Genomic DNA, 13480 nt, shown 5'->3' with positions numbered 1-13480 from the left:
GGACTGATATACTTAGCGACAGCTATAAAATATAAATATGGCAAAAATATCCCTCTGCGATCGCTGCAATTTTTACGCCCACACTCAGTTATTGGTCTGTGCAGTGCATCCCTATGGACCAGAGTGGGGAGTCTGCTCGGATTTTGTCTCTGCGGAGTTGTGGGAACCCGACGATCCCCAAAGTTACGATCCCGCTATGGAATCAGAATGTGGTTGGCATCCTATCTTCACAGGTAAATGTCCAGAGTGTCGAACTCCCTTCTCGCGGATGCGGTTACCACCAGAACAATGGCGATGTAAATGTTGTGGTTGGGAAGATGATCTCTAGGTAAAGCCTGTAGCGCACGCGCAGCGTGCGCTACAGGTTTTGGGGTTTAAATTATGACTAGCTACTTACCTATATTGATTATTCTTTGCGATCGTTACTATATATATCCCGACCTCTGACATTGTTAATTGTATTTAGCACTGCTGCCGAAGCAGCCATAATATCTCGCTCCTCGCCGCCAAGATATAAACGTCCAAAACTACCCACTGCCACAATTTCCAAAATGTTAATAGATGCGGCTTTCTCCGCTTCATTGGCGGCAAGAGCGGCATAGGCAGCAGGTTCAACTTCCATAATGTACAGAGTCTGTCCTGAAAGCAACATTTGACCGCGCCGAAATCGATTAATCAGTTGTGTTTGATGTGCGTCCACATTCCGAATAATTTGACTTGACAATAATCTTGGCTTAATCCGTTCTTCTTCAGTAACGCCAAGCATTTCTAAGATTGCGCGACCTGCGGCTTGGGTTTCCCCTTGGCTTCCAGAATGAATTTCTAGCAATCCATACAAGCGCTCAACTATTTGCACTCCAGGACGGACTGAAGTCGATTTTAGCGCTACGTCAGTAATGCGGTTAATCTCAATGCCGGGGGATATTTCGATCCAGAGGGAAGTGTCCCCTGGTAAGGGCAAAAATCCTTGTGCGATCGTTCCTAAATAGGCAGCATGTTGTCGCTGTAAATTGTCTAAATAGACGTAGCTGCGTAAATCGATACCCAAAAATTTTCTCCCACAAGGCTTTTACTGGGTTTTCCTAGCTGCCTGAATCAAAAAATTAGTTAGCCTACCCAATGTGTAATTTTATAGCAATATAGCTGCCTTCATAAAAGTTATCCCAACTTCCTCAATTAAATATAAAACCCAAAGGAATAGTGGTAGCGCTTCGCGCTACCACTATTCCTTATTGCTTAGGAAAAATCAAAAACCAAGAATTGATTGGCGGCGCGAAGCGCCGCCGATCAGTTCTTGGTTTATATTGGGCAACTATAGACCCGCTTGGGCTTTTGCAACAACTTGCCCATCCTTAAACTCCACGATCGCATTGCTCCCCTGAGAATTTTTCCAAGAATAAACCTTGCCGTTACCATTGCTCGAACTATTCTCGGCGATCACTTTACCTGAGATCCCAAAAATTTTGTCCACCTGTTCGACCGACATACCTTTTTGAATGCGGTTAAATTTTTCTAAAGTGATGACTTGTTCTTCTTGCTGGGGAATGGCATTGGCGGAAATCGGCTCATCCGTGAGGGAGCCATTGGCTTTTGTTACCTTGGTGGGATTGGGGCTAGGTGTTTCTGCGATCGCACTAGGATTGCTCGCTCCCGTGGGTTTTGTCCTGTCCATCACTTGGCTGGGGTTGGCTGGATCTGAACCGTTCTCGGTTGCGATCTTCGAGGTCAAGGCTCTTACGGAAGCACCAATTCCCAAACCTAGTAAGACAATTGATAAACCTACCAATAATAATTGCCAATAGCTGATATTTGCCTGATTTTTTCCCTCTTTGGGATTGGCAAGGACAATTGATGACTTTGATGACTTAGGGAAATATTCATCTAAAGATGACTTTTCTAGAGACGGATTCTCTAGGGATGGCTTTTCTGAATTTGCAAAGGCTGGTTGTTTTGCTTGAGGACTAGTGCTAGTGGGAGCGATCTTAGAGATCGCCTGTTGTAGAACCGACTGTTTAGAAAGTTGGGTTTCTGGGGCTCGCGTTTCCGAAGATTGATTTTCAGGCAAGCTTGTGGCAGGTGTACTTGTTGGGGGCGAGAACGGAGCCTCTAAATTTGATTCCAATCCTGAAAGTGATGATTTGGGTAGATCTAGCATAAATTGCTCCGTCCAGAGTGGGCGCTGTTCATGCATTTCTTCATCATTGCGCCAACAGTGGATTTTAAATTTAGCTATTGATTCTATATGCAATTCTTGAAGTCCATTACGGACAATTGTCAGCAGTTGTTCTTTGTCTAGGGCGGAATCTGTCCGAATTTGTACTTCCAAGCTACTATCAACAATGTCCACATCAATATTTAGCCGATCAATGTCAAGACATTGCAACTCCTGATAAATAATCTTAGCGATCGCTTCGGGATTTCGTTTATGGGCAAGTTCAGCAATCGAAAGCATACTTGGCTGATCGTCCTAGGCTAAATAATGAATAGCTTTATGAATGGCTTTTTGTGAATAGCTTTTGAATAAATCTTAAATAATCTTGGCTATTATTCCATAGATTACACTTGCCGACCAAAAGCTGCGATCGGCTAAATTGCGTGAGTACACGCAAGTCCATTATAAAAGTTTGCGTCAAAATTAGCGATATTTATCCACAAATACCAAAACAGGAAAACTTCTCGCGAAGCAAGTATAGCTGCCGTCAACTGTATCAGGACATCAAACCCAATAGAGAGTTGCGGCGCGAAGCGCCGCAACTCTCTATTGGGTTTGATGTCCTGATAGCTAAAGCAAAACCTAAAAGATCGTACCGCCCGCTAAGTGGGCGGTACGATTGCCTAGCTACTTAACCAGCCTTCCCAAGTTATGTCTTGCCTGTATTCCCTGACACATACAACTTAATAAATTTCGGTCTTGTGCATCACAAATGAGATAAATCCTGATAGGGTTAGTTTGGAAACTGTAACTCAAAATTTTTGTAACCCACAGAATTCATGAAAGTACTGGTAATTGGTGGCGACGGTTATTGCGGATGGGCGACAGCTTTACATCTCGCCAATAAAGGGTATGAAGTTGGTGTGTTAGATAGTTTAATTCGCCGACATTGGGATAATGAGTTAGGCGTTGCGACTCTAACACCGATCGCCTCTATTCAAGATCGGATCTATAAGTGGCAAGCCGTTTCAGGTCAAAAAATCGATTTGTTTATTGGCGACATTACAAATTACGAATTTTTGCAAAAAACATTTCGTAATTTTGAACCCGAAGCCCTCGTGCATTTCGGTGAACAACGCTCAGCACCATTCTCAATGATCGATCGCGAACATGCCGTACTCACTCAAGTCAATAATGTTGTTGGTACGCTCAATTTACTTTATGCCATCAAGGAGCATAACCCAGACTGCCATCTAGTCAAACTCGGGACAATGGGCGAGTATGGCACGCCCAATATCGATATTGAAGAGGGCTACATCACCATTGAACATAATGGGCGCAAAGATACCCTTCCTTATCCCAAACAGCCTGGTAGTTTTTATCACCTCAGTAAAGTCCATGACAGCCATAATATTCAGTTTGCCTGTCGGACATGGGGCTTGCGAGCGACCGATCTCAACCAAGGCGTAGTTTATGGGGTACTTACCGAAGAAACTGGCACTGACGAATTACTAATTAACCGTCTTGATTATGATGGTGTCTTTGGTACGGCGCTTAATCGTTTCTGCATCCAAGCAGCGATTGGACATCCTTTAACTGTCTATGGCACAGGAGGACAGACAAGGAGTTTCCTTGATATCCGCGACACGGTGCGCTGTATCGAACTGGCGATCGCCACCCCCGCAGAATCTGGCAAAATGCGCGTCTTCAACCAATTTACTGAGCTGTTCTCGATCCGCGACCTTGCCTACATGGTGCAGAAAGCGGGGCAGACTCTCGGGATCAAGGTCGAAGTGCAAAATATCGATAATCCCCGTGTGGAGCTAGAAGAGCATTACTTCAATGCTAAAAACACTAATCTGCTAGATCTTGGTTTGCAACCTCACTTTCTCTCTGATGCCCTACTCGACTCATTACTCAATTTTGCAGTTAGATATAGCGATCGCATCGACCAGAAGCAAATTTTACCTAAAGTCAAATGGCGCGGTTAAGCTATTTTTACAATTATCTATAATATAGCTGCCGCCAGTCTTGTTATACCAATTCACTGAAGTGAGCCAACACTTCAGTGAATTTAGGACAAAATTAAAGCCGAAAAGAGGGTTGCCGCGCGGAGCGCGGCAACCCTCTTTTCGGCTTTATATCCTGATGCAGTTGACGGTAGTTATATATCCGAACGAGAAGCGGTAGAACATTACGCTACCTCTTCTTTATGAATAGTTACGATTAGTCCCTGTGGTAGAAGCTTTGCAACAGAAAAAGAGGTATCTTAAATTACATAAAAGAATAATTGTCAAGATCTTCTTACCGAACCTACCATGACATCTTCTACAAAAACTTTGCGCGTTTTGGTGGTGGATGACCACGAACTAACCAGATGTACTTTACAACTAGCACTTTCCCTACAATCCTGCATTGGATCGGTTGAAGTGGCAAACAATGGCAAAGAAGCGATCTCCAAAGTACACAAGTACAAGCCTGATGTGGTGATCATGGATTTACATATGCCTGTAATGGACGGTTGGTCAGCTTCAAGCGCCATCAAAACTGAGTATCCTCATATTAAGATTGTCGCCTATTCAGCCGCTGATGGTGGCAAAGCTCAAGCTATCTCCAATGGGGCAATTATTGACGCTTTTTGCGATAAAGGAGCCTGCACGCGCAGTTTACTCGAAGCGATTAAGAGCGTAGCTTAAAATTTAATAAACTAATAACTAGTAACTAATAAAAGAGAGGCGGCGCAATGCACCGCCTCTCTTTTATTGGGCAACTTTACTAGGGGACAATAACTTTGCGGCGATAATTCCGCCTATAAAACCAAACAAATGTCCTTCCCAAGAAATATAGGCATTTGTGGGCAATACACCCCAGATTAAACCGCCGTAGGTAATGGCGATCGTAATTGAAATAGCGATCGCTACAAAACTCCTCTCAAAATAGCCACGAAATAAAAGATAGCCAAAGTAGCCAAAAATCACACTACTTACACCAATATGAACCGAATCAGCCCTGCCGACTAACCAAGTACCTAAACCACCAACCAAAGCCGCCATAAAAGACACAAAGTAAAAGTCTTTAGTGTTTCGTAGCATCACCATCCAGCCCAAAACAATAAAAGGAACCGTGTTTGCCGTAATGTGATAAAAGTTTGCATGGAGAAACGGGGCAAATAAAATGCCACGCAAGCCGATGAAACTGTGAGGGAGAATCCCAAAGGCATTAAGGCGGCGAGAAAAGATTAATTCATTTAAGATAAAAACAATCCAAAAGACTGATACCAAGGTTGCCAAGATTTTCACTTGGTTTTTTAGTTCACCACCAATTGCTTGTAGATTTTGCTTCACAATTTTTACCCCAGACTTAAAAATTCTTCCATCTTGGACTACCTAAACTATAGCGATCCTCAATGGTTCTTGGAAGAGTGCGCCCAAAGATTTCGCTCTTCTAAGAACTTAGAAAAATCCAAAAAATCCAATTAATTAAGGAGCTTTTCAAGCAAGGCAGAACAAGCCAGAACAAGCCAGAACAAAAGGTTCATTTCCTCACCACAGGTAGAGTAATGAACCTCTATTTCTATAAAACTAGGGTTTCTCAATGATACGAACATTCATGTATTGATCGTTTTTGAGCTTTTCTTTAATCTTTTTCTCAATTTCCTGCTCTTGTTTCTTTTGGGAATCATTAAGAGCCTGAGAAATCCACAAACAGTAGCTGATTAGCACAATCCCAAAAATTTCCATATAAATTTTATGTAGATTTATGCAGGTGGATATTACATTAGTTAAATTTTATTAGTCAAGCAATAAATTATAAAAATATCAGAACTTAACAATTTCATGCTGAATATGCTTAAAAACCAATCGGGATCAGGATTGCCCTAGTAATTCCTTCAGGATATTTCGTTATATATTCAGTTTTATAGCTCAATTAAATTTTGATACTTTCATTACATTTTATTTTTGAGTACGCGCATTTTGTATGTTATGTTGATACATGGCACAAGAGTGTCGTATTAATTTGATTAATCGCAGGTAGCACCTAATCAATAGCTCCAATTTAAGCTAATTAAGTAGCAAACAAGTTTTTTAAACAAGTTTTTTGTAGCGGCTGCTCTAGTCACCTGCTGAAGATTTCATAGCGTAGAGGTTTTCTATTATCATGTCCATTCGCCTTTATGTTGGCAACTTGCCAGCAGAATTAGATCGCCAAGCTCTAGAAAAAATTTTCAATGAATCAGGTGATTCAGTATCGTTGAAAGTTATAACCGATCGCAAAACAGGCAAATGCCGTGGTTTTGGATTTGTGACCGTCGGCTCTGATGAAGTTGCCGATACAGTAATTGAGAAATTCAATGGTTATGATTTCAACGGTGCTGTCTTGAAGCTAGAAAAAGCTTTGCCTCGCACTAAGGGCAAAGCCGAAGATGGTTCTGATTTGGAAGAAGGTTCTGATGATTCCGTCAATTCAGAGAGTGAATCCTCAGTAACAACGAGTACGGTTGCTGCGCCAATTAAAGCTGCGGCAAAACGGAAGAAACGTAATAATAACAATAAAAAAGCTTCTGGAAATGTATCTAGTTCTAGTACATCTTCTGAAGCCCATCAGCCCGATCCAAGATGGGCTCAAGATCTGGAGCGATTAAAGCAACAGCTTCTCGAAGCTCAAGGTGCTGCTAAATAGACTAATAGATCTTTAAAGAATCTTGAAAGGGTAAGTGACGGTGCTTCGCACTGTTACTTATCCTTTTGATTTTATATTCTAAGCAAATCTTATGTTGCGATCGCTGTCACCACTCGCATTAGGACAAAATCAAAACCGAAGAAGAGAAGGTTGGCATTTCGCGCCAACCTTCTCTTCTTCAGTTTGATGTACTAATCTACTGGGAAGGAATATAGGAAATAAAGCCCAAAATATTGTTGCTGCGCTCCGCGCAGCAACAATATTTTGGGCTTTATTTCCTAACAAGACTGGCAGCAGCTATATATTAAAGAAATTCGTAAGTAGTTCGGCATAATTAAAAAACAGAACCAGAGAGCATACCGCCCGCTGCGCGGGCGGTATGCTCTTCTAGGTTTTAAGTTTACTTATGCCTAGCTACTTAGGTCGTTTGTTTAGGATAGTAGGGACGTTCATCTGTTAGAGGCGGACGTAACCAGAATCTGAGCGTATAAAATACTAATTCTTTGATTTCCGTCCATGCACGTTCGGATTTGACAAAAGCTTCGGCATTAAATAGAAAATATTGCGGCTTGATTTTAAACTGCTTGCCAATCGGCCAAGGACATTGTTGGCTGAGGTTGCTGTGACTATCGGAGGGATAACTAGCGGTTGTTAAAGAGGCGTTGAGTTCTTGATTTCTAAAGGATAAAAAGGCGCGAGTTGCTTCTATGGGTGAGGTAATTAGCAAAATTCGGCGGCTGTTACGGGCATCTTCCTTTAATAATTTATTTTTTTCCAAAGATTTGATCAACTTGCTAATTTCATCGCCACTGCTACGTACGGTTACTCCCGATGGCTCGATAATTACAAAAGAACGAACGGCCGAAATATTGGGAAAGCTGGTCAAGGCACTACACATTTGATCGGCTTCAGTCAGATCGACTTGGGGAATTCCATCACTTGGGCTGGCTAGATTGGTAAAATAACCTTCGTAGCGAGGATCGTAACGTAGACCAATATTAGGTATATCCGCCCGACTCGCAATCTCGTTTCTAACATTATCTTTGGTGCGATTGGGAGGCGCTTCAGGCGGGGTGAGGCAGGGATAGCCCTTGGTCGCTGGATAAGAGGTGCGTTTACCGCCGCTGAGGAGAATATAAGGTTTTTGTTGTGAGTCGGCAGCGTTCCATAGTTTGATGGCTTCTTGGAGACGGGGTTCGTAGGGAGGATTTTCCGCAAGAACGACGATGATATCGTAAACGCCACGTCTAAAATCTAATAGCTCTTGGGGAGTTAATTCTCTCACGGGACGGCGATAGGACTGCTCGATCGCATTATCGCCTTGTTGTTCTAGGTAACAGGTAAATAGTTCTGAGGTGGCGTTGTTTGTAGCGATCGCAAAGATTAGTAAAACTATTAATATTTCTTTTCTAACGATACCAATTTTTTCGGCAGCGCCTTTATTGTCAACCTTTTCACCACTTTTAACACTAAGATTTTTGAGTCTTAGCCAATAATTAAAAAAGAGTAATAGTAATAAAATTCCAACTAGAGTGAATGGAAAGGTAAGAAACTCAACAACGGTTTTGGGGATCGGCTCTTCGACAAATCGAAAGTTCGCAAAAATAATGGCGACTAAAGCCGTAAATATCACTAACCCAAAAAGGCGGAACCATTCCTTAGGAATCGCCCTAAACAGAATGACAAAAATTGGGATTGCAATAATCCAAATCAGAATATTGGTTAATAGATCGAACACTACCCCTCCAAAATTCTTTACTATTGCTTGGGCTTAACTGAAAACCGAGAAAGAAGGAGAATCTTCACCACTTCTTCTTTCTCGGTTTTCCCTTGCGTCTCATTCATCATGACGGCTATAAAATGTGTCAGTGCAATATGCTAGTCAATCGGGTTACATCTGTAAAGGGCTTTATAAGGTTTTATAGGGTTTTATAGGGCTTTTTCTGATTAAGTAGCTAAGCAAGCATAAGTAAACCCAAAACCAAAGAGCATACCGCCCGCGTGGCGGGCGGTATGCTCTTTGGTTTTGGGTTTTAATTTTGTCCTAATAAAACTGGTGGCAGCTATAGATATAAATTATGGGCTTTAATAAAAATAGGTAGTCTATGCCTATTTTTATTAAAACCATAATTTATGCCTGCTAAAGAAGAGTTACGTTTACCCAGTTGGTTGCGACCACAAATCGGCAAAGCCAATGAAATCTCTGAGGTTCAGCAAATTATTAAGCAGAGGGGAATTCATACAATTTGTGAGGAAGGGCGTTGTCCTAATCGAGCCGAATGCTATGCCCAAAAGACGGCAACCTTTTTGCTCATGGGACCAACTTGTACTCGTGCTTGTGGATTTTGCCAAGTGGACAAGGGACATAAACCGATGCCCATCGAGCCAGATGAGCCAAGGAAAGTTGCCGAGGCAGTCGAGCTATTAGGATTGGATTACGTAGTGCTGACTTCCGTGGCAAGGGATGATTTAGCAGATCAGGGGGCTAGTTGCTTTGTGGACACCATGCAAGCAATTAGACGATCGCGCCCTAGCGTAAAAATCGAGGTACTTACACCAGATTTTCGCGGCGATCGCCATTGTATAGAGACCGTGGCTTGCGCTGCTCCCGTCTGTTACAACCACAATATCGAGACGGTGAGACGTTTGCAGGGTAAAGTACGGCGAGGTGCGAAGTACGAACGCTCTCTATCGGTTTTGGCAATGGTGAAGGCGATCAATCCGCAAATAATTACCAAATCTGGATTAATGGTAGGACATGGAGAAACGATAGAAGAGTTAACCGAGACGATGCAAGATTTGCACGCTGTGGGTTGCAGTTCGCTGACCATCGGGCAATATTTGCGTCCATCCCTCGAGCATTTACCAGTTCAGAAGTATTGGACTCCTGAAGAGTTCGATCGCTTAGGAGCGATCGCTAACCAGATAGGTTTTGTCCATGTGCGATCGGGAGCCTTGGTACGTAGTTCCTATCACGCTGGTCAATCACTGTAGTTATACCAATTCACGCAAGTGTGACAACACTTTTGTGAATTAAACACCAAACCCAGTAAGGTTTTGAGATTACCAAAATGGCGTTGTCATTTTGGGAGTTGGTATTATGTCGCCGCTAAACCCCCAGAAGGGAAGGTTAGCGCGAAGCGCTAACCTTCCCTTCATTTCATCGCAAGACTTGCTACAATCAAAAAAATAGCGGGTAATGGCAACGTCAGTAAATCCACTCCCCGCTAACTCTTGTTCAATGAAACAATTGAGACGCATGTATAACTTCCCACGAAGCGAAATGGGTTTTCATCAGCTAAAGCGCTTATTTGAAATGCTTTCTATATAAGCATTTTGGCTTGATCCCTCCGCATAGAAATATCGCAACACCGTATTTCTATGCACCATACCAAATGCTTTCAATGCGATCGCTTAAATCCAGCGCCACATCATGGGATTCTGCCAAGATGGTAACGTGACCGAGCTTGCGCCCTACCGATGATGATTTTTTGCCGTACCAGTGCAAATAGGTCTTGGGGAAATTCGCGATCGCCTCGCGCTTTGCTAAATAATCAGCATCTACCCCACTTGCCTCCTCAAAGCCTAGCAAGTTAACCATTACGGCTACGGGGGCGAGCATCCCTATATCTCCTAAAGGATGCCCACTGACAATGTGCAACAATTGCTCGAACTGTGAAGTTTGACAGCCTTCGATGGTGTAATGTCCCGAATTATGGGTGCGGGGAGCGATTTCATTGACACTGACTTCCCCCGTTGCCGTCAAAAAGAATTCGATGCCGAAGACCCCGATCGCATCAAGGGTATTTACAACCTGTTGGGCAATAGTTTCTACCTTGGCTCTGACTGCGGGACTGATCCTTGCGGGGGCAATGGTGCGGCGACATACTTGATGGATTTGGATCGTCTCAACCACAGGATAAATAACCACATCCCCCGATTCTGAACGGGCAGCGATCACCGCAAGCTCGCGCTCAAAGGGAATAAACGCTTCGGCGATCGCGGGTAATTGCTGCATACTTTGCCATGCCGAGCGTAATTCGATTTCATTGTCTACAACCCAAGTCCCTTTCCCGTCATAGCCATGCCGTCTTGCCTTGAGTACCAATGGATAGCCTAATTGCTCCGCCGCCGCTAATAAGTCTGATTGATTATCTACCGCATAAAATTGGGGTGTAGGAATGCCGTGATCATGAAAATGCTGTCTTTGATTGAGCTTGTCAACGGAAATTTTCAGGGTTTCTAGGTTGGGTAAAAAGAGCAAGTTCCCATCGACTTGGCGATCGAGCATCGCTTGCAGGGCGGCAATATCGACAAATTCATTCTCAAAGGTAATTACTTGGCAATATTCTGCAAGCTGGGCTGTTGCCTCGGCATCATCAACTTTTCCATAAACTACGCGATCGGCCATATCCACGGCTGAGTCGTCAGGGCTGGTTGCTTGTACGGTTAGTTCTAGACCAAGACTTTTAGCCGCGATCGCCATCATCCATGCTAATTGACCACCACCAATTACCCCGATTTTCTGCCGAGTAGTCACAACAAAATTCCTGAATCAATACTTCTGTAAATTAACAAATAGCTTCTCATTATATAGCAGTCCTAAATCATTTCTAGATTTTTAGGTTTGAGGAAGCGCTCCCCCAACGCTCCCAAAAAGGGGGCGCTTTCTCAAAAGCTTGTTGGGCTTTATACCAAAGCACAAAATGGCTTAGCCATTTTGTGCTTTGAAACCCTTACTAGGTCTGTTTTTTTGATTCCCGAAAGTGTGACAACACTTTCGAGAATTGGTATTACCTATTTCGGACTAACGATTTCGTTTACAAAAGCAATGGGAAAAGTCGATAATTATGGAATCAAATCGCAGTGATAAGGATTTTATGGGAATAATAAAAGCTAAGGTTGCGACAAAACTTAAGGTGCGTCCCGTTGACTCAGCACTGCTCAAACTACCCAATGAAGCTATTGATGTTCCCATTGGTAAGACCTATGGATTTGATAAAGCCGAACCTGCGGACAATGGACATGTAAAAGTTGTTTTAGCAGCGAATAGTGGCACTTATTTTATATTCCCTTCGCATTGGGATGGCTTGACTCTAACGATCGCGCAAATAGTCAATGCCAAGCAAGTCGAAGCGCTATTTGAGAATCCCATTACCAATGAGCAACTCCAAGATTTAAATTCCTGTCTTAATCGCTATAAGATTACAACCGCGCCCAGATTGCGCCATTTTCTTAGTCAAATTGCCCATGAATCAGGAGGGCTGCAATATACTGAGGAACTTGCCGATGGTTCGGAGTATGAAGATCGCGAAGATCTGGGTAATGTCAATCCTGGAGATGGTCCCAAGTATAAAGGTGCTGGTGTAATTCAACTTACGGGTCGGGCAAATTATCAGGCTTTTAGTAATGCGATCGGAGATCCGAAGGTAATGGATGGGGTTGACTATGTTGCTGCTACCTATCCCTTTACGAGTGCAGGATTTTGGTGGGACAACAACGATATGAATGCCTTGTGTGATAGTGGAGCCAGTGTGGCTGATGTCACTTTTCGGGTAAATGGGGGCTATAACGGGCTAGACGATCGCCAATATTATTACGATAAGGCTAGCGGTATCTTTGCCTGATCCAAAATCAAAAAGTTTAATATAGCAAAAAAAAACCAGAAGAGTGTTGCGGCGCTTCGCGCCGCAACACTCTTCTGGTTTTTTTGTCCTAACATAACTGGCTACTGCTATAAGTAGCTGGACATAATGAAAATCCAGATCTAATACCAATTCACGAAAGTGTGACAACACTTTTGTGAATTAAACACCAAACCCAGTAAGGTTTTGAGGTTCCCAAAATGGCGTTGCCATTTTGGGAATTGGTATAAAACCTGAGGCGATCGCCTCAGGTTTTAGGCAATTCTAAAGGCTGCTGGAACCCAGATATTTGCCGATCGTTGGGGAATAGATTTCGTAGAGCAAGGTAATCGGTTCGCCACCATGCCACAGCAAATAATGTCTTGCCCAATAGGTATCGATCTCAGGATAGCCAAAGGCTGCTGCTAAATTAGGACAAGCCCCCTTATAAATACCTTTAAGATCACGATATAGCTCGGTGTATCTCTGGTTGAGGCTGACCCAGATCGGTAAGGAAGGATCTTTGAGGTACTTTTGCATTGCCGCTTCCGACCACCAAGAAGTCGCATGGGAAAAAATTTCTCCCGTTTTTTGCGATCGCAAAAAGATTTGGCGGCGTATGCGTGGGGAAGCGATCGAGGCAATGTCCGATGGCGCTTCGTCATCATCGTCACCGATGTTGGTCATGGCAACCACTTCCACCGAGATATCGGCTTGTGTCAGGAGTTGTAAATGTCTCGTTGGCGCACCATCCCCCATTAAAAACATTTGCCAAGTTGGAGATAGGAGGTTAAAGGGCAAACCCTTACGAATATCCGCTTCACTTCCCTGCCACATTGGTTCTTCGATCCGATGCCAAGGTGATATCTTGTCTCGACCGAGAGGTAGCGTTGTCGGAACTTGAATATTGGGTGCTGATGAATGAGCTGATGAAATAGTCATACAGGATTTCTCTTAACAATCCGTAACATATTCCCCATTGTAGTCTTAAAAAGGAAAGGATTTATACGATCGCGATGGCGGC

At 43.3% G+C, this 13480-nt stretch carries 13 protein-coding genes; 6 read left to right on the top strand and 7 right to left on the bottom strand.

Annotation, left to right across the window (positions count from 1 at the left end; genetic code table 11):
* Nucleotides 1-37 precede the first annotated feature (37 nt).
* Nucleotides 38-328, top strand: a complete 291-nt coding sequence (locus PseudUWO310_RS05540) for a hypothetical protein (RefSeq protein ID WP_055077037.1) — start codon at nucleotides 38-40, stop codon at nucleotides 326-328.
* A 78-nt stretch (nucleotides 329-406) separates the two neighbouring features.
* On the opposite strand, the gene PseudUWO310_RS05535 is transcribed toward PseudUWO310_RS05540, so the two are convergent.
* Together PseudUWO310_RS05535 and PseudUWO310_RS05530 are read right to left on the bottom strand one after the other, a co-directional pair.
* Nucleotides 407-1048 carry a hypothetical protein gene (locus tag PseudUWO310_RS05535; RefSeq protein WP_142599759.1) on the bottom strand — a complete coding sequence of 214 codons (642 nt, stop codon included), beginning with the start codon at nucleotides 1046-1048 and terminating at the stop codon, nucleotides 407-409.
* 264 nt (nucleotides 1049-1312) lie between these two features.
* Nucleotides 1313-2452 carry a hypothetical protein gene (locus PseudUWO310_RS05530; protein WP_142599758.1) on the bottom strand — a complete coding sequence of 380 codons (1140 nt, stop codon included), beginning with the start codon at nucleotides 2450-2452 and terminating at the stop codon, nucleotides 1313-1315.
* A 539-nt stretch (nucleotides 2453-2991) separates the two neighbouring features.
* Between PseudUWO310_RS05530 and PseudUWO310_RS05525 the strand changes: the two genes are divergently transcribed.
* Nucleotides 2992-4143, top strand: coding sequence for an NAD-dependent epimerase/dehydratase family protein (locus PseudUWO310_RS05525; RefSeq protein WP_009626962.1), 1152 nt, complete (start codon nucleotides 2992-2994; stop codon nucleotides 4141-4143).
* A 327-nt stretch (nucleotides 4144-4470) separates the two neighbouring features.
* A complete protein-coding gene (locus PseudUWO310_RS05520; RefSeq protein ID WP_009626963.1) occupies nucleotides 4471-4848 on the top strand; it encodes a response regulator transcription factor in 378 nt (125 codons plus the stop codon).
* 63 nt (nucleotides 4849-4911) lie between these two features.
* On the opposite strand, the gene PseudUWO310_RS05515 is transcribed toward PseudUWO310_RS05520, so the two are convergent.
* Nucleotides 4912-5496, bottom strand: coding sequence for a rhomboid family intramembrane serine protease (locus PseudUWO310_RS05515; protein WP_142599757.1), 585 nt, complete (start codon nucleotides 5494-5496; stop codon nucleotides 4912-4914).
* 237 nt (nucleotides 5497-5733) lie between these two features.
* On the bottom strand, nucleotides 5734-5892 hold the full coding sequence (locus PseudUWO310_RS22755; protein ID WP_190315916.1) for a hypothetical protein: 159 nt from the start codon (nucleotides 5890-5892) through the stop codon (nucleotides 5734-5736).
* A 418-nt stretch (nucleotides 5893-6310) separates the two neighbouring features.
* On the opposite strand from PseudUWO310_RS22755, the gene PseudUWO310_RS05510 reads away from it, so the two are divergent.
* Nucleotides 6311-6832: an RNA recognition motif domain-containing protein gene (locus tag PseudUWO310_RS05510; protein ID WP_055077042.1), complete on the top strand. Its 522-nt coding sequence runs from the start codon at nucleotides 6311-6313 to the stop codon at nucleotides 6830-6832.
* 418 nt (nucleotides 6833-7250) lie between these two features.
* Here PseudUWO310_RS05510 and PseudUWO310_RS05505 read toward each other — a convergent pair whose 3' ends face one another.
* The gene (locus tag PseudUWO310_RS05505; RefSeq protein ID WP_142599756.1) at nucleotides 7251-8570 is read right to left on the bottom strand and encodes a hypothetical protein; all 1320 of its coding nucleotides are present in this window, start codon (nucleotides 8568-8570) and stop codon (nucleotides 7251-7253) included.
* A gap of 395 nt (nucleotides 8571-8965) precedes the next feature.
* On the opposite strand from PseudUWO310_RS05505, the gene lipA reads away from it, so the two are divergent.
* Entirely contained in the window at nucleotides 8966-9826 is an 861-nt protein-coding gene (gene lipA / locus PseudUWO310_RS05500) for a lipoyl synthase (RefSeq protein ID WP_142599755.1), read from the top strand.
* 385 nt (nucleotides 9827-10211) lie between these two features.
* Here lipA and PseudUWO310_RS05495 read toward each other — a convergent pair whose 3' ends face one another.
* A complete protein-coding gene (locus tag PseudUWO310_RS05495) occupies nucleotides 10212-11372 on the bottom strand; it encodes a 5-(carboxyamino)imidazole ribonucleotide synthase (protein ID WP_142599754.1) in 1161 nt (386 codons plus the stop codon).
* Nucleotides 11373-11682: 310 nt separating this feature from the next.
* On the opposite strand from PseudUWO310_RS05495, the gene PseudUWO310_RS05490 reads away from it, so the two are divergent.
* On the top strand, nucleotides 11683-12459 hold the full coding sequence (locus tag PseudUWO310_RS05490) for a glycoside hydrolase family 19 protein (RefSeq protein WP_142599753.1): 777 nt from the start codon (nucleotides 11683-11685) through the stop codon (nucleotides 12457-12459).
* A gap of 282 nt (nucleotides 12460-12741) precedes the next feature.
* Here the strand turns inward: PseudUWO310_RS05490 and PseudUWO310_RS05485 are convergent, their stop codons facing one another.
* Complete coding sequence (locus PseudUWO310_RS05485) at nucleotides 12742-13398, bottom strand: chorismate lyase (protein WP_142599752.1); 657 nt, start codon at nucleotides 13396-13398, stop codon at nucleotides 12742-12744.
* Nucleotides 13399-13480 lie beyond the last annotated feature (82 nt).

The sequence above is a fragment of the Pseudanabaena sp. UWO310 genome (assembly GCF_006861605.1).
Taxonomy (GTDB): domain Bacteria; phylum Cyanobacteriota; class Cyanobacteriia; order Pseudanabaenales; family Pseudanabaenaceae; genus Pseudanabaena.
The sequence above is the reverse complement of the archived record's forward strand: the minus strand, read 5'-3'. Positions and strand labels throughout refer to the sequence as shown.